Origin of the sequence: Marinobacter sp. S6332 (genome assembly GCF_023016045.1) — a bacterium.
Classification (GTDB): domain Bacteria; phylum Pseudomonadota; class Gammaproteobacteria; order Pseudomonadales; family Oleiphilaceae; genus Marinobacter.
Genome location: NZ_JALKAP010000010.1, coordinates 122345 through 138766, shown reverse-complemented (window position 1 = coordinate 138766; position 16422 = coordinate 122345). Strand labels below are relative to the sequence as shown.

Here is a 16422-nt window from a genome sequence, read left to right as displayed (position 1 = left end):
TTTAGCAAGGTCACGTTTTCAATCCCGGGAGAGGAGCCAACTGCCATGAATGCGCTGGAAAAACGCTCCGTATTTGCGTTGGCATCGGTTTACGCTATTCGTATGCTCGGGCTGTTCATGATCATGCCTGTATTTATGCTCTTGGGTGATGACCTTCAAGGCGCGACCCCTGCTCTGCTCGGGTTCGCTATTGGTGCTTACGGTTTGAGTCAGGCCTTGCTACAGATCCCATTTGGCCTGCTTTCTGATCGAGTAGGTCGCAAACGCATGATCTATATCGGCCTGATTCTGTTTGCTGCTGGTAGCATGCTCGCAGGCTCTGCGGACTCAATATACGTTGTTATTGCTGGCCGGATCCTTCAGGGCGCTGGTGCTATTGCCAGTGTGCTTATGGCGTTGCTCAGCGATCTTACCCGCGAAGAAGAACGGACCAAGGCCATGGCTACGGTGGGCATATCGATTGGGCTGTCCTTCTCTGTGTCGCTAGTGCTGGGGCCGTTGCTGGGGGCGGCATGGGGGCTCTCGGGGATTTTCTACGTTACTGCGGCCTTGGCGATAGTTGCACTGCTTATAGTTAACCGCGTGGTGCCTACACCACACCAACACAAAGTCAGTGCCGATACTCACCCAGCGAAAGCGATGCTGGGACGAGTGTTGTCAGACAAACGCTTGTTGCGGCTGGATTTTGGTATTTTCGCGCTGCACTTAGTGCTGACGTCGCTGTTTCTGGTGTTTCCATCGGTTTTACAGGATCAGCTTGGCCTTGCCAGTCAATCACACTGGTGGTTCTATCTTAGTGTGATGATCACTTCATTTTTCGCCATGGTGCCTTTTATCATCATTGGCGAGAAGAAGCGCAAGATGAAGCCAGTGCTTTGCGGTGCAATTGCGCTGCTCACCCTCGCAACGGCTGGGCTTGCGGGGATATCCGCTAGTCTTATTTTTGCCTGGGCGGTGATGTTCTTCTTTTTTATGGCCTTCAACCTTTTGGAAGCTAGTTTGCCGTCTTTGATCAGTAAGGAGGCGCCGGCAGCCAGCAAGGGGACAGCTATGGGCGTGTATTCTACCTCCCAATTTATGGGGGCTTTCCTAGGCGGAGCCTTTGGTGGTTATCTACTGCAACAAGTCGGAATTGAGGGTGTTGTTTGGTTTATGGTAGCTGTACTCGGTCTATGGTTGCTGGTCGCATTGACAATGCCTGCGCCGGGCCACACCTCCGGTTTCGTGGTACAGTTGCGAGATGTGGTCGGCGGCCAATATAACGACGTTGATGGCCGCCTGCGACGCTTGCCGGGTGTGCAAGATGTGGTCATTATTGAAAACGCTGCCACTGCGTATTTAAAGGTGGACCGACAGCACTTTGACGAGGCGTTGCTTGCGGACTTTCCATTCGTTCGACACAGTAGCAATTCTTGAAATCCGGAGGCTCGCAAGGAATGCGGGTATCGTTGAAAATAGAATCGGGAGCAGAACATGGCAAGAGGCGTAAACAAAGTTATTCTAATCGGGAACCTCGGGCAGGATCCAGATACCCGTTACACCCCTAACGGCAATGCCGTGGTGAACCTGACTCTTGCGACCGACGAGAGCTATAAAGATCGGCAAACCGGCCAAATGGTTCCGAAAACCGAATGGCACCGCATTGTTATGTTTGGGAAAATTGCCGAGATCGCTGGACAGTACCTACGCAAAGGCTCGAAAGTTTACATTGAGGGTAAGCTTCAGACTCGCAAGTGGACCAACAAAGAAGGTCAGGACGTGTACACCACTGAAGTGGTTGTCGATATCAACGGCCAGATGCAGATGTTGGATAGCCGTGGTGCTGACGGTGGTATGAGTCAGGGCGCACCCGCGGGGCGTCCGCAGCAGCAATCGACACCAGCACAGCCACAGAATAGCCCTCCGCCACAGTCCGGTGGTTACAACCAGAGCCAAAATCAAGGCCAGCCACAGCAGGGGAGCAGCATGCCCGAGCCAGTGGATGATTTTGATGACGATATTCCATTTTAGAGTTTATCTACTACAGAAAAGCTGTTTAAAACCAGTCGGCCCCAAAATCGGGGCCGACTGGTTTTAAAATATATTAGGCTGAAGCGTTTTCATCCCGCTCGCTGACTATAACCCTATTTTTTCCTGCACGCTTGGCAGCGTAAAGGGCTGCATCTGCAGCTGCGAACCAGTCCTCTTGTCGGTAACCTGTTCTGTAGCTAGCCACCCCCACGCTTACAGTGATGGTACGATCTGGACTGCTGGGGATTTTGATTTCCTCAGCCGCGCGCAGGCGTAGCTTTTCGGCGACTTGATAACCCGTTTTTGCATTCGCACCGGGAATCAAAATTGCGAATTCCTCTCCGCCGTAGCGGCCAACTACATCATAGTTTCTGGCATGCTCCATCATTATGCTTCCCAACTTTGTAAGCACTCTGTCCCCAGTCTGATGCCCCCAGTTATCATTGATCTGTTTAAAGTTGTCTACATCCAGCATTAAAATAACAGCTGGATATTGTCCTCGGGACGCTCGGTTCAGCTCTTGTTGCACTCGTTCCATCAAGTAGCGGCGGCTGTAAACACCGGTAAGTACGTCTTTATTGGCCATTTCTTCCAACTTGGAATTCAGTGCTCTGATATCACTGGTTCGGGATTTGATGGTGGCTTCCAATTTACCCATTGCCAGACGCATACCAAAATAGAGTGCAAGTTCGATAAGTATGAAAACAACGATGGCATAAACAATATTGACCCAGGTGTCTCGATAGAGCCCTTGTAACGCGTATTCAGCGGGCTGCCAAATCATGACTCGCCCCAGTGGTGGCTCATGTTTGTCACGGATGCCAATGTAATCACGAAGAGCAAACTCCGTTAATGTAATCGGGCCGCTTTGTGTTTTCAGTAAGGTAGTGCGGCCTTCGGATGTTGGGTGGTGCACCGGCTTGTTTTCAAGGGCTGCAAGCACGGCTTTCAAATTGTCGGATGAACTGGCTTCAACGAAACAGCCGCAATTTGATGTGAACGATTCCGCTGGTCGCTTCCAGACAGCTTCGTCCACGCGCTCCTTGCGGATCACGATTGCCACCTCGTAACCGATTGCAGAGCTCAGCGACTCAATTAGAGTACTGAACGACGTGCCCACCTCCAGTGCCCCAACCTGTTTTTTGGGATCGCTGAAACTGAAAACGGGTACAACACCGCGCAGGCCAGCGTATACCCGGCCCAATTCAAATCCCTGGCGAGGCTGGCCGTCACGATTTACATCTACGACCAAGTGCCTCAAGTTATCCATGTTGTCGCCGAACTTGTCAGGCTTGTGGATGCGCAAAAAACTATTGGAGCCAGGTCCGAGGTGGAAATGCAGCTGGCGCACTTGATACTCCTTCGTCATTTTTTGCCAGCCTGGAGAAACTGCTTCGTACAGCAGTGCGCGAATGTCGTCAGGCTTCATGACATTGCCGCTGCTATTTTCCGTAGTAGCGCGCTCAGCTTCGTTCATCAACCTCTGCACATCGGGAGAGTTGGCTACAAAAGTCGCCAACTGAGACATGCTGTCTAGAGTTGTTGATAAAGCAACCTCAAAGGTTTTTTGTGACTGTTGCCCTTTCTGGGCAAGCGCGGTTTGTAGGGCTTCTTTGTCACTCGAGTAGTTGATCATGACGAAGATCGCTTCGCTCACGAGTATGGTGAGTGAAACGGCCAGAAAAATTTTGTAGTGCATTTTCGCCATGTTAATGAGTTCGGTAGCTCAAGCCTGAATGTGACGTACCTTTTAACACAAATGTAGCCAATTGCCAGTTGGTCCGAGTGGATTAGAGCCGGGGGCGTGAAAGGAGAAGCTATTCCTCTCCTGCGCGGTCCATGCCCAACTCGTTGATTTTACGTGTTAGAGTATTCCTGCCCCAGCCTAGAAGAACGGAAGCGTCGCGGCGCTTACCGCCGGTGTATTCGAGGGCCGTTTCGATCATGATCTTTTCGAACTCCGGCATAGCCGACTCGAGAATGGCTGTTTCTCCTCGCCTCAACTCCTGATTCGCCCAGTTTTTCAGCCCTTCCTGCCAAGTGGTTCCGGTACTGCGGGGTTCGCTTTGATGGCGCAGTTCGGGTGGCAGGTCGTTTATATGCACCTCTCTGCCACTGGCCATTACCGTGAGCCAGCGGCAGATGTTTTCAAGTTGCCTCACATTGCCGGGCCAAGGCAGTGTGGTAAGGAAGCTCTGGGTTTCCGGGCGAAGGATTTTTGGCTCTACCGTGAGCTCGTTAGCTGCCCTTTGTAGGAAATGTTGCATCAGCCGGGGAATGTCTTCCCGGCGCTCAGCCAACTTCGGCAGATGCACGCGAATGACATTCAGGCGGTGAAAAAGGTCTTCTCGGAAGTCGCCAGCCTGAACGAGCTTTTCCAGATTCTGGTGTGTGGCGGCTATGATGCGTACATCAACCTTAACGGGCGTAGTGCCGCCAACCCGATAAAACTCGCCATCGGCTAGAACTCTTAGCAGGCGAGTTTGGGTGTCGCCCGGCATGTCGCCGATTTCGTCAAGAAATAGGGTACCGCCGTTAGCTTGCTCGAATCGTCCCTGACGTATTGCCGATGCTCCGGTGAAGGCGCCTTTTTCATGGCCGAAGAGCTCGGATTCGATAAGGTCTCTGGGAATGGCGGCCATATTTAGGGCGATGAACGGATGGCTGCTGCGGGGGCTATGATTATGCAGAGCTTGAGCGACCAGTTCTTTGCCAGTTCCGCTTTCCCCGTTGATCAGTACTGTGATGTTTGAGTGGGAAAGCCGGCCAATAGCGCGAAAAACTTCCTGCATGGCAGGGGCCTCGCCGATGATTTCAGTGCTGTGCTGGTGGGCTTCTTGCTTTGGTTGCGAGCCCGCCCGTTTTTCATGGCTATGGGCTACGGCCCGCTCAGCCAGAGCAACGGCATCGTCTACATCAAAAGGCTTCGGAAGATACTCGAAAGCCCCGGTCTGGTAGCTGGTGACCGCACTTTCCAGATCGGAATGGGCCGTCATGATAATCACAGGAATGTCTGGGTGAGATGCAGAAATCCGTGATAGCAGGGTGATACCATCAATGCCGGGCATGCGGATGTCGCTGATAATAGCGTCGGGCTGTTCCTGTTCCAGCCGCTTCATAATGTTCTCACCACTCTCGAATACGGTGGGTTGTAGGCCAGCCTGATCAAGAGCGCGCTCCAGTACCCAGCGTATACTGCGGTCGTCATCGATAATCCATACTTTTGCGGATGTCTGGCTCATGATGTGCCCTCCAGAGGCAGGAAAATAATGAAGTCCGTTTGGCCGGGTTCACTCTCGCACTCAACCAACCCGTGGTGCTGGCCGATAATGCTCTGGGTAATGGATAACCCCAGCCCTGTGCCGTTAGCGCGCCCGCTGATCATCGGGTAGAAAATATTTTGGCGCAGCTCTGGTGTAATGCCAGGGCCGTTATCGATGATATCTATTCGACATACAAGCCGGTGGCGATTAGGTCCAATGGATACTTGTCGCAGGGCGCGGGTGCGGAATGTAATGCGAGGAGCTTGTTCGACACCAGAATGATTGGTTGGGCTTTCAAAAGCCGCTTCCATTGCGTTGCGGGCGATATTGAGGAAAGCTTGAATCAAGAGTTCTTTGTCCCCCGAAAGCTCGGGCAGACTGGGGTCGTAGTCCCTTTGGAATAGCACTCTGCCTTTGCTTTCTGCTTCAAGAAGAGTGCGTACACGCTCGAGTATTTCATGGATATTGGTTGGGGCCAGCTTCAGTGCTTTGTTGGGGCCAAGCATGCGGTCAACAAGGCTGCGCAAACGGTCTGCCTCTTCAATAATAACTCGCGTATATTCCCGCTGGTCTGCGCTAGCCAGTTCCCGGTCAAGCAACTGTGCGGCGCCGCGAATACCTCCTAGCGGGTTCTTGATTTCATGAGCCATGCCCCTTACAAGAATACGCGTGGTTTCCTGCTGGGCAATCAAGTCTTCTTCACGGCTTATTCGAAGTAGACGGTCTCTGGGCTGAATCTCTACCAAAAGCACAGCTGGATCTTGGTCAAGTAGAGATACGGAGTAATCCACGGTGCGCTGTGAGCCGCTGGCAAGCAGAAATTCGGTCTCCCGGCGGGTGTATGAGTGGCCAGTCTCGGATGCTTTGCGCAACGCTCTGAAGGCGTCATCCGAATCCAACAGGATGTCGCTGAGCGCAAGCCCGGCGCTGCGTGTCATGCTGGTTTCGAACAGGTTTTCTGCCGCAGGGTTTAGGTAGCGGATAACCAAATTGCGCTCTAATACAACAACCGATGTGGTGAGGTTGTCCAGCATGTTCTTAAAGTGGTTTTCGCTGGTTGATGACTGTGCCATGCGCGGATCCTGTTGGTTATGGCAAAAGAAGTGGGAGGGTGCCTAAACGGAATTCCCCATATCTGCCTTTGTCGCTGTAACAGAATTCAGCAAGAACCGAACCAGTTTCGGTGCGCCAGTAAACGGAAGTTTGGGCCAAGCAGCAGAGACGCCAAGTGGAACAGTTCAGGGCCGTCTGGGATCAAACAGCGCAGGTAGGTTTGGTGTTTTCTCTATCGGCGCTACGCCATTATTGCACCAAAAGAGTGCGACCGCACCAGACCGGTGCGGCCCGAAGATTTAGTTTTGCACAGAAGGGCGGTGAACGGTAAAGCGTATGGGCTTGCCGGTTTTAATCTGAACGCCGTTTCGGTCAACAATGTGAATGCCCGCATCGTGGGTTCCACGGAAAACATTGTTGACGGTAACCGACCCTGAGGCGCTTTGGCCGACGGGCTGGCCATCGAGCGTTACTTCGTATTTGTGCCCCGGTTCAAGTTCAGGGGTGCTGCGCATTTCAAAGTGCACATCGCCGCTACCGCTGTGGAACGCTTGTTCATCTTCAGGGTAGATGAATGAAACTTGTTCGTAAATCGACCCTTCCCGCTTCACTTCTTCCCGCAATTTGTCGGTTTCACGCACATTGTTCGGTTTGGGGAGTGTTATGGTTGTTACAGGTTTCACTTTCACTGTCTCCGCGCCTTTGGACGGCTCATCGGAGAAGGTTACGTTGCCTTGCGCATCCACGTTACGGTAAACCTCTGCGATTACCGGTGTCGTGATCAGTAGCATTAGCCCTGCGGTTATTCCATGTTTCAGTCTCATAAGTACAGTCCGCTGTATTGTTTTGTGTGATTATCAATGGCCGAGCGGACCTTTTCAATGTGACAGGGGGCGATGATGGTTACATATCGTTAAGGGCAAAGGTGTCGTGTCTACAATTACAAAAAAGCCCCGCTTTTTTAGAGCGGGGCTTTTGAGACTGCTATTCAGTTCCAGTGTGGCTTTAGCGGCTACAACTGAAAGACTTTAGCAGGAATAATACAGTTCAAACTCAACCGGGTGAGTGGTCATGTTAATGCGCTCAACTTCCCCGCGCTTCAAGTCGATGTAGCCCTGAACCATATCCTCTGTAAACACGCCGCCACGGGTTAGGAATTCGTGGTCTTCTTTCAAGGCGTCCAGTGCTTCCTGAAGTGTCTCAGCAACTTTTGGGATGCTAAGAGCCTCTTCTTTCGGCAGGTCATAAAGGTCTTTATCCATGGCATCGCCTGGGTGAATTTTGTTCTGAATGCCATCAAGGCCAGCCATCATCAGCGCAGAAAATGCGAGGTACGGGTTGGCCGCCGGGTCGGGGAAGCGCACTTCCACGCGGCGGGCTTTCGGGCTGGTGACATACGGAATGCGGATGGATGCAGAGCGATTGCGCGCAGAGTACGCCAGCATAACCGGTGCTTCGTAGTGCGGCACCAAACGCTTATAGCTGTTTGTAGCTGGGTTGGTGAATGCGTTCAGGGCTTTGGCATGCTTGATGATGCCGCCCACGTAGAACAGCGCCATTTCACTCAGGCCCGCGTAGCTGTCACCAGCAAATAGGTTTTTGCCGTCTTTGTTTAGGCTCATGTGCACATGCATGCCTGAGCCGTTATCACCGACAACCGGCTTGGGCATAAAGGTAGCGGTTTTGCCGTAGGCGTGGGCTACGTTGTGCACGCAGTACTTAAGGATCTGAACTTCATCGGCTTTTTTGGTCAGGGTGTTCGGGCCAACACCAATTTCACACTGGCCTGCCGTGCCTACCTCATGGTGATGCACTTCAATAACCAGCCCCATGGATTCCATTGCTGCGCACATGGCGCCGCGCAGATCGTGCAGGCTGTCTACCGGTGGTACGGGGAAGTAGCCGCCTTTAACGCCGGGGCGGTGGCCAATGTTGTTGCTGTCGAAGTCGTCGCCGGAAACCCAAGCCGCTTCTTCGGAGTGCAGCGAATACATGGAGCCCTGCATGTCTGTTTTCCACTTCGCGGAATCGAAAACGAAAAACTCTGGCTCAGGGCCAAACAAAGCGCCGTCTGCGATGCCTGTGGATTTTAAATACTCTTCGGCTCTACGGGCAACAGAGCGTGGGTCGCGCTCGTAGCCTTGCATGGTTGATGGCTCAACGATGTCGCAGGTAATGTTGATGGTGCTTTCTTCGGTGAATGGGTCAAGAACGGAGCTACTGTCGTCCGGCATTAGGATCATGTCGGATTCATTGATGCCTTTCCAGCCGGCGATAGATGAGCCGTCAAACATTTTGCCTTCGGTGAAGAAGTCTTCGTTGACCTCGGTCGCAGGTATAGTGACGTGTTGTTCTTTGCCGCGGCTGTCAGTGAACCGCATATCAACCCATTTCACTTCGTGCTCGTTGATCAAATCAGCTGTCTTGGACATGTGTATGCTCCGTAAGTAATCCCGCACCGCGGGTGAATTCGTGATCAGTGTTCCGGATCGTTCTACAGGGCCGAATTCCGGTCTGGTGTACAGGTCTGCGCAGCTTAGCAAAAGCTGTTGATTCTTACCTTCACATTTCAGATGCGCAGAAGGTTTAAAAACTTGTTGGCAGGGTTAAAGCAAGGTGCTTGCCAGTTTTGATTTGAATATCCCGAATTAGGAAGTTTTCAGCCGGCAAGCCGCATTATCTGCCTCAATTATATAACGGAGTTGGTTGAGTCGGGTTGGTCCCGGGCTGTCTGGCTGCACTAATTTGGTGCGTTATGGTGCAGCCGGCCGGTGCGTTGCGCCAAGTTGGTGCGCCAAGCTTGGTTTGGTAAAGCTGATTAAGAAATAGGCGTTCTTCTTCATATAAACGGTGCAGAGTTTTCGATATACTGCGCGCCGCTTCATTTTCTCCGCGTGTGCCCGGGCCATCGATCCGGATGTTACACGTGAGGCGCCGGACCTTCAGGTTTCGGTAGATGAGTTCATTTTACAGATTTGAGATGGCATGTGCGGGCCTTGCCCGAGAACGACCTTCTCAGGTCATTGAGTGCATGCCGCAGGATTAATTTTGTGATTGAAAAACTTCGTAATATCGCCATTATCGCCCACGTTGACCATGGTAAGACCACGCTGGTAGACAAGCTGCTGCGCTTGTCTGGAACGCTGGATCGCAAAGAGCTCGAAAACGAGCGCGTTATGGATTCCAACGATCAGGAAAAAGAGCGGGGCATTACCATTCTTGCTAAAAATACCGCGCTGAAATGGAACGGCTACGACATCAACATCGTAGACACACCTGGCCACGCGGATTTTGGTGGCGAAGTAGAGCGGGTAATGAGCATGGTGGATTGTGTGCTGCTGGTGGTAGATTCCATCGATGGCCCCATGCCCCAGACACGCTTTGTAACCCAAAAAGCCTTCGCAGCGGGTTTGCGCCCGATTGTAGTCGTGAACAAGGTCGACCGCCCGGGCGCTCGCCCGGACTGGGTTGTAGATCAGGTTTTCGATCTGTTTGATAGCCTTGGTGCTACAGATGAGCAATTAGATTTTCCAATCGTTTATGCCAGCGCGCTGAACGGTGTTGCTGGCCTGGATCATGAAGATCTTGCAGATAACATGGATGCCGTATTTCAGGCGATTGTTGATCATGTACCTGCGCCCTCTGTTGATCCAGAAGGTCCCTTCCAGATGCAGATATCCCAGCTGGATTACAGCAGCTTTCTAGGTGTAATTGGCATAGGCCGAATTGCTCGCGGCAAGATCAAAACCAACTCGCCGGTCGTTGCTATTGGTGCCGATGGTAAAAAACGCCAAGGTCGTATCCTTAAAATTATGGGGCACTCCGGCTTGCAGCGCGTAGAAGTCGAAGAAGCTCAGGCGGGCGATATCGTGTGCGTCAGTGGGCTGGACGCTTTGTATATTTCCGACACTTTGTGCGACATGAATAACGTGGAGGCTTTGCCGCCGCTCACAGTTGATGAGCCGACGGTTTCGATGACATTTCAGGTAAACGATTCGCCTTTCTGTGGTAAGGAAGGCAAGTTTGTGACAAGCCGGAATATCAAAGATCGCCTTGAAAAAGAGTTGCTGCACAACGTTGCTTTGCGCGTTGAAGAAGGTGATTCAGCAGACAAGTTCAAGGTATCTGGCCGTGGCGAGTTACACCTGTCGGTTCTGATCGAGAACATGCGTCGTGAGAACTTCGAGCTGGCGGTAGGTCGCCCTGAAGTTGTTATCAAAGAAGTTGACGGCGAGAAGCAAGAGCCTTACGAGAACGTGATTGTTGATATTGAAGAGCAGCATCAGGGCTCTTTGATGGAGCAAATGGGTCTGCGTAAAGGCGAGCTCACCAACATGGTGCCGGATGGTAAGGGCCGTATGCGCCTTGAGTACACCATTCCTGCCCGTGGGTTGATCGGCTTCCGTAACAGCTTTCTGACCATGACCTCCGGTACCGGTATTCTTACCTCAACCTTCAGTCACTATGGTCCGATCAAGAGTGGCGATGTCACTAGTCGCCAAAATGGCGTATTGGTTTCCATGGCCACAGGCACAGCGTTGACCTACTCGCTGGAAACGCTCCAAAGCCGCGGCAAGCTGTTCCTCGATCCGGGTCAGGACATATACGAAGGACAGCTTTGCGGTATCCATAGCCGCGAAAACGATTTGGTGATCAACCCTACCAAAGGCAAGAAGCTGGACAACATGCGAGCCTCTGGCAAGGATGAGGTTATTGGCTTGGTGCCACCGATCAAGTTCACCCTTGAGCAGGCGCTGGAGTTTATCGATGACGATGAACTAGTTGAAGTAACGCCTAAGTCCATTCGTCTGCGTAAAAAACACCTTACCGAGAACGAGCGCAAGCGCGCGAACAAGAAGTAAGGTTTACGCTCCAAATCAGGCCGGCGCTGGTAATACAGCCCCGGCCTTTTTTTGGTCTTGATTCTTTGCAAATGCGGTCCCGTCTTGGTTCAACTCCGCTACACTATCTAGGTAACCAATCTGAACAGTGGAGTGACACATGCTTGCCCTTTACCCCGATATCAAGCCCTACGCAAAACACCGGCTGGCGGTAGAGGCGCCCCATGAGTTGTATGTCGAGGAAAGCGGCAATCCAGAAGGGATTCCTGTGCTGTTTGTGCATGGGGGGCCGGGTGGAGGCTGTGAAGATTATCACCGCCGCTTTTTTGATGCAGAGCGCTTTCGCATCATTCTATGGGATCAGCGTGGAGCAGGCCGCTCAACACCCCTTGCGGAGTTGAAGGGAAACAGCACAGGCAAGCTGGTTCAGGATATGGAAACAATTCGTACGTTTTTAGGCATAGAACGCTGGCTGCTGTTCGGTGGGAGTTGGGGGTCGACTCTTAGTTTGGTATACGCTCAAACCCATACTCAGCGGGTTATGGGGCTGGTTCTTAGAGGTATCTTTCTTTGCCGGCCCCGAGATATTTCCTGGTTCTATCAAGATGGCGCAAGCCGCGTATTTCCGGATTATTGGCAGGACTTTGAGGCGCCGATACCGGTGGATGAGCGCAAGGATATGGTGAGCGCATACTACCGCAGGCTCACCAGTAGCAACGAGCTGGAGCAGATACAGGCTGCGAAAGCCTGGTCTATATGGGAAGGCCGCTGCGCAACTTTGCACCCGAATCCGGGAGTTATTGAGCATTTTGGCCACCCCCATGTAGCCATTGCTCTGGCGCGAATCGAATGCCACTACTTTATGAACGGGTCCTTTTTAGAAGACAACCAAATACTAAGGAATGCGCATAAGCTCCGGGATATTCCCGGCATCATTGTGCATGGGCGCTACGACATGGTTTGCCCTTTAGACAATGCTCTCGCACTCAGCAAGGCCTGGCCGGAGGCGGACTTGAGAATCATTCGTGAAGCGGGCCACTCTGCGTCTGAGCCCGCGATTGTGGATGCTCTAATGAGAGGTGTTGACGAGGTGATCGCCAAAGCAGAGCAAATTGCAGGCTGAGGCTATCCGTTAATCGGGGTTGCGGGAACCTATATGCATGGATACACTCTTGCTTGTTTGTAATTTTCTTGCACCTCGGGAGTTGTTAAAAGCCACATGAAAGGGCTTGTCCAGCGGGTATTGAAAGCAGGTGTCGAAGTTGGCGGGCATGAAGTTTCGTGCATAGATGCAGGCGTTCTTTTGCTGTTAGGCATAGAGCGGGGAGATGGGCAGAATGAAGCGCAGGAATTGTGCAGGAAAATTCTCGCTTATCGAATTTTCCCCGATGAGGCAGGGCGCATGAATCTTAGTCTGCTTGATACTGGCGGTGCTCTACTCGTAGTGCCCCAGTTTACACTCGCAGCCGATACGTCATCTGGAACCCGACCGGGTTTTTCGCACGCAGCTAGCCCGGATTTAGCCGAAAGTCTCTATGGCAGCTTTCTTGATTTCGCCCGAACGAGTTTAGGTGTAGAACGTGTTAAGGAAGGCTGCTTCGGCGCGGACATGAAGGTGAGCTTAGTAAACGATGGGCCGGTAACTTTCATGCTTTCAACGCGCTAAGCATGCCGTAGATATGTTGGCATTGGGCGAAGAGAGACATTAAATATTTGCAAAATTGGCTTATTTGTATTATTGATAAGCCATCATGCAGTGCTTTAAGAGGGCTCTGTAAGTGACTGAACTATAAAGAGACGCCTAACCGCGAATCTTTGTTATAGGAAAAGTTGCTGTTATGTCATGTATTTGACATGTGGCGATCGTAAAATAGGAGCCATCCGGTTTTCTGGGGCACCTTACAAAATCGGGATTAACCCGTTGTTAAAACCTGAAATAACTCGCAAAAGGACATACAAGATGAAAAAAACGCTTATCGCATCTGCTATCGCGGCAGCCACTATTTCCGGCACTGCACTGGCGCAAGAAAGCAATATGCCGAAGGTTTACGGCAATATTCAGTATGTTGCATATCACGCTGATGTTGCTGGTGGTGCTAACGGTCTCGAGCACGCAGATAATGGTTCTACGCTAGGCGTATTGCATGACCACGAAATCGCTCCGGGTATCACTGGCTTCTTCAAGCTGGAATTAGACGGCTTTAATGCTGATGACAAGTCGTACGGTCGCGGTCAGGCTCGTCTGGATGAAGCTTACATCGGTGTAAAAGGAGACAGCTTCGGTCAGATTTGGGTAGGTTCCGATGACTCTACTTATGAGCGCTCGATTGACAAGATTTCGAACTTTTACGAGTTTGCCGCTTACAACTTTGGCGGTGGTTACACCACAGGTGAAGGCGATCTCATTCAATATGCATCGCCTTCCTTTGGCGGGCTGGTTGTTGGTGCGGCCGTTCAGGTAAATGGCGATCTTGACTCCCAGACGACCAAAAAGTCCTACCCGTACCAGCTAGCCGCTACCTACTCACTTGATGCGTTGGAGCTTGCTGTTGCAATGGACTCGAACGAGGGTGATGGCAGCAATGAAAACACTTACGGCGTACGTGCCACATACAACATGGGCAGCTTGAGCTTGACCGGTCAATACCAGACTCGCAAAGACGCACGTGATAACTACGGTGTTCACGCTGTTTACGCTTTGGGTGCAAACCAGTTCGCTTTCTCTTACGAAATTGAAGAAATTGACGGTTCCGACCTAAGTCGCGACAACATTACTGTTCAAGCTCTGCACAACCTGTCTGATCATATGTACGTGTACGTAGAAGGTTATTTGGGTAACGGTGACGATGGCGCCTATGGCGTTGCAAACGAAAGCGAGCGTTCTGCTTTGGCTGTCGGTGGTACCTACTATTTCTGATCAGCCAACCAGCTAATCAGTTAGTTTAGTACTAAAAACCGGTGATCCTAGGGTCACCGGTTTTTGCGTTTTTGGTTCGTGGAATTTAAAGGTGTAATAAATATGGCTGAAGAGCTAGAGATAAAACTGAGTCTTGCGCCTGACAATCTAATGAAGGCATTCAGTTGGTTGCAGGCTCAGCCAGAGGCCGAAAACGGGAGTAAGAAGTCACTGGTGAACTGCTACTATGACACGCCAGATGCGGAGCTTAATCGCCAAAAAGCCGCCTTGCGTGTGCGTCAGGGTGGCAACCAGTATATACAAACCCTTAAAACACGTGGTGAGTTCGTCAATGGTGCTCACCGCCGCGAAGAACGGGATTGGCCAGTCTCGGGGCCGAATTTATCCTTGGGGTTGCTGGCGGATACATCATTGGGAGGCAGGGTGAACTTAGCTCGGTTGGCGCCTATTTTTGAAACCAACTTTACCCGCCAAGTGATCATGCTGGACGATGGCGATGCCGTGATTGAATGCGCTTTGGATGAGGGTGTTATCGCAGGCGGTGGTCGGGAAAAGCCGCTACACGAAGTCGAGTTTGAGTTGGTGTCCGGTGACCCGAAACGCCTGCTTATCTGGGCCGAACGGCTTGCCCAGCAGTGTCCGGTTTTTTTAAACCTGATCAGTAAGGCCGAGCAAGGTTACTATCTTGCGGGCATACACATGGTCGGTTCCGCCGTTGTTGAAAACACCGACGAGCAGGATGACCTTGATCGCTTTTTACAGCGGCTCAGCAATGCTTGGCTAGAGCAGACAAGCGTCCCGCTTGCAGGTTTGGATATTCAATCGCTGAGTGCTCAAGCTGCGGCTTGTGGGCTGGAGCAGTCCTTTGCGTCTGTTATTGAAGCCCTAGAAATGGGTAAGCCCTTGCAGGATTTACTAGCCGAGCCAGACATTGGTCGGTGCCAGTTGGCTCTATTGGCGAATCGTCTTGGGTCAGGTGCCTAAAATCGCTGTGGCGATGCTGAAATAAATCAGCACCCCGCTAACGTCCGCAATGGTTGTGATTAGCGGGATGCTCGCCGCAGCCGGGTCAACGCCTAGCCGGTTAAGTAGTAGCGGCAGCAAGATGCCGATAAGCCCGCCCGCCAGTACGACGGCTATCATGGTTATGGCAACGATGGTGGCAATAACCATTTCTGTGCGAAATATGCCTACAGTCCAAACCGTCAAGGCCATGGTCAGGCCGAGTGCTGTCGCTACGAGCAATTCTTTGTTGAACAGGCGGAGCCAGTCACGGTTTACCACGTCTCCCGTGGCAATCCCCCGCACCACCAGCGTTGCAGACTGTGCGCCTGCGTTGCCTGCACTGGCGACCAGCAGGGGCATGAAAAACAGTAGGGCAAGGTGGGCACCGATAATGTCTTCAAAGTGTGCTATTCCTGCACCGGTAAAGATATTGGCAAACACTAGAATAACCAGCCATTGAATCCGGGAGCGATACAGGGAGAAGGGGGAGGCTGTCGTAATGCCGGTATCCAGATTACTGACCGACCCACCTTTATGGATATCTTCTGTGGCCTCGGCTTCGATAACATCCATGGCATCATCGTAAGTAATAATACCTGCCAAGCGGTTGTGTTCATCCAGCACAGGCAAAGCCAGTAGATCGTATTTCGCGATCAATCTGGCAACATCATCCTGAGAAGTGTCGGTTTGGGTTGTTACCAAACCGGTTGCGAGCAGCGAATCGATGACCGCGTCTGGCTTGGCAACAATCAAGCGGCGCAAAGAAACCACGCCCAATAGCACCTGCTCTTCATCAATCACATACGATTGGTAAATAGTCTCTTTGTCTTCTGCTGTCTTGCGCAAAATATCTATGGCTTCACTAGCCGTGATGCCAGACTCAAACACGGCGTAGTCCGTGCTCATCAGCGCGCCAGCTGTGCCTTCGGCGTGGGCTAAAAGGGCCGTTAGGTCATCCCTATCTTCCTCGTCGAGCTTTCGGATAAGCTGTTTCTGGCGAGGCTCTTCAAGCAGGTTAAAGAAATCAACCCGATCGTCTGATGGCATCTCGGCGGTCAGCAGCGCAAGCTCTGTTAGGGGTGTTGCTTGTGTCAGTACCAGCTGGGTCTCCGGGTTGGTGTAGCCCAACACCTTTGCTCGCTGGGCCAGCGGGAGACTCTGAAACAGGGAGATACCTGCATCGCCCTCGCTGTTTTGTTCAATAAACTCGGCAAGGTCGGCGGCGTTAAACAAGTTGGCAGCGTCAATAACGGCCTGAGGTTGCCCGGATGCAAGCGCATCTACCAGCGGCTGGAAAAGTACGGATTCCATAGAAAGCGCCTAGGGAAGTTGC

General features: G+C 52.0%; 13 protein-coding genes. 7 read left to right on the top strand and 6 right to left on the bottom strand.

Going from position 1 to position 16422, the window contains the following annotated elements; all coding sequences use genetic code 11:
* The first annotated feature begins 45 nt into the window (after positions 1-45).
* Positions 46-1416 carry an MFS transporter gene (locus MWU62_RS14560; RefSeq protein ID WP_247115593.1) on the top strand — a complete coding sequence of 457 codons (1371 nt, stop codon included), beginning with the start codon at positions 46-48 and terminating at the stop codon, positions 1414-1416.
* A gap of 57 nt (positions 1417-1473) precedes the next feature.
* Complete coding sequence (ssb, locus tag MWU62_RS14555) at positions 1474-2010, top strand: single-stranded DNA-binding protein (RefSeq protein ID WP_247115592.1); 537 nt, start codon at positions 1474-1476, stop codon at positions 2008-2010.
* Between the two features lie 73 nt (positions 2011-2083).
* On the opposite strand, the gene MWU62_RS14550 is transcribed toward ssb, so the two are convergent.
* From MWU62_RS14550 to glnA, 5 genes are all read right to left on the bottom strand, one after another.
* Complete coding sequence (locus MWU62_RS14550) at positions 2084-3718, bottom strand: diguanylate cyclase (protein ID WP_247115591.1); 1635 nt, start codon at positions 3716-3718, stop codon at positions 2084-2086.
* Between the two features lie 109 nt (positions 3719-3827).
* Complete coding sequence (gene glnG, locus MWU62_RS14545; RefSeq protein WP_247115590.1) at positions 3828-5252, bottom strand: nitrogen regulation protein NR(I); 1425 nt, start codon at positions 5250-5252, stop codon at positions 3828-3830.
* Positions 5249-6346, bottom strand: coding sequence for a nitrogen regulation protein NR(II) (glnL, locus tag MWU62_RS14540; RefSeq protein ID WP_247115589.1), 1098 nt, complete (start codon positions 6344-6346; stop codon positions 5249-5251). The genes glnG and glnL overlap by 4 nt, the downstream gene beginning before the upstream one ends.
* Before the next feature lie 279 nt (positions 6347-6625).
* Entirely contained in the window at positions 6626-7150 is a 525-nt protein-coding gene (locus tag MWU62_RS14535; RefSeq protein WP_247115588.1) for a DUF4124 domain-containing protein, read from the bottom strand.
* A 204-nt stretch (positions 7151-7354) separates the two neighbouring features.
* Entirely contained in the window at positions 7355-8758 is a 1404-nt protein-coding gene (gene glnA, locus MWU62_RS14530; RefSeq protein WP_247115587.1) for a glutamate--ammonia ligase, read from the bottom strand.
* A 618-nt stretch (positions 8759-9376) separates the two neighbouring features.
* Between glnA and typA the strand changes: the two genes are divergently transcribed.
* From typA to MWU62_RS14505, 5 genes are all read left to right on the top strand, one after another.
* The gene (gene typA, locus MWU62_RS14525; protein WP_247115586.1) at positions 9377-11188 is read left to right on the top strand and encodes a translational GTPase TypA; all 1812 of its coding nucleotides are present in this window, start codon (positions 9377-9379) and stop codon (positions 11186-11188) included.
* A gap of 139 nt (positions 11189-11327) precedes the next feature.
* A complete protein-coding gene (pip, locus tag MWU62_RS14520) occupies positions 11328-12290 on the top strand; it encodes a prolyl aminopeptidase (protein ID WP_247115585.1) in 963 nt (320 codons plus the stop codon).
* Between the two features lie 96 nt (positions 12291-12386).
* Positions 12387-12833 (top strand): D-aminoacyl-tRNA deacylase, encoded by a 447-nt coding sequence (dtd, locus tag MWU62_RS14515; RefSeq protein WP_247115584.1) that lies wholly within the window; start codon positions 12387-12389, stop codon positions 12831-12833.
* A 294-nt stretch (positions 12834-13127) separates the two neighbouring features.
* Positions 13128-14084 carry a porin gene (locus MWU62_RS14510; RefSeq protein WP_247115583.1) on the top strand — a complete coding sequence of 319 codons (957 nt, stop codon included), beginning with the start codon at positions 13128-13130 and terminating at the stop codon, positions 14082-14084.
* Between the two features lie 102 nt (positions 14085-14186).
* On the top strand, positions 14187-15068 hold the full coding sequence (locus MWU62_RS14505; RefSeq protein ID WP_247115582.1) for a CYTH domain-containing protein: 882 nt from the start codon (positions 14187-14189) through the stop codon (positions 15066-15068).
* On the opposite strand, the gene mgtE is transcribed toward MWU62_RS14505, so the two are convergent.
* A complete protein-coding gene (mgtE, locus tag MWU62_RS14500; protein ID WP_247115581.1) occupies positions 15057-16400 on the bottom strand; it encodes a magnesium transporter in 1344 nt (447 codons plus the stop codon). The two genes, MWU62_RS14505 and mgtE, sit on opposite strands and share 12 nt — an antisense overlap.
* Positions 16401-16422: the final 22 nt, after the last annotated feature.

What these genes read in the sequence shown, in the direction of transcription:
- MWU62_RS14560 (WP_247115593.1), top strand. Translation starts at nt 46, where the DNA reads ATGAATGCGCTGGAAAAACGCTCCGTATTTGCGTTGGCATCGGTTTAC.
- ssb (WP_247115592.1), top strand. Translation starts at nt 1,474, where the DNA reads ATGGCAAGAGGCGTAAACAAAGTTATTCTAATCGGGAACCTCGGGCAG.
- MWU62_RS14550 (WP_247115591.1), bottom strand. Translation starts at nt 3,718, where the DNA reads ATGGCGAAAATGCACTACAAAATTTTTCTGGCCGTTTCACTCACCATA.
- glnG (WP_247115590.1), bottom strand. Translation starts at nt 5,252, where the DNA reads ATGAGCCAGACATCCGCAAAAGTATGGATTATCGATGACGACCGCAGT.
- glnL (WP_247115589.1), bottom strand. Translation starts at nt 6,346, where the DNA reads ATGGCACAGTCATCAACCAGCGAAAACCACTTTAAGAACATGCTGGAC.
- MWU62_RS14535 (WP_247115588.1), bottom strand. Translation starts at nt 7,150, where the DNA reads ATGAGACTGAAACATGGAATAACCGCAGGGCTAATGCTACTGATCACG.
- glnA (WP_247115587.1), bottom strand. Translation starts at nt 8,758, where the DNA reads ATGTCCAAGACAGCTGATTTGATCAACGAGCACGAAGTGAAATGGGTT.
- pip (WP_247115585.1), top strand. Translation starts at nt 11,328, where the DNA reads ATGCTTGCCCTTTACCCCGATATCAAGCCCTACGCAAAACACCGGCTG.
- dtd (WP_247115584.1), top strand. Translation starts at nt 12,387, where the DNA reads ATGAAAGGGCTTGTCCAGCGGGTATTGAAAGCAGGTGTCGAAGTTGGC.
- MWU62_RS14510 (WP_247115583.1), top strand. Translation starts at nt 13,128, where the DNA reads ATGAAAAAAACGCTTATCGCATCTGCTATCGCGGCAGCCACTATTTCC.
- MWU62_RS14505 (WP_247115582.1), top strand. Translation starts at nt 14,187, where the DNA reads ATGGCTGAAGAGCTAGAGATAAAACTGAGTCTTGCGCCTGACAATCTA.
- mgtE (WP_247115581.1), bottom strand. Translation starts at nt 16,400, where the DNA reads ATGGAATCCGTACTTTTCCAGCCGCTGGTAGATGCGCTTGCATCCGGG.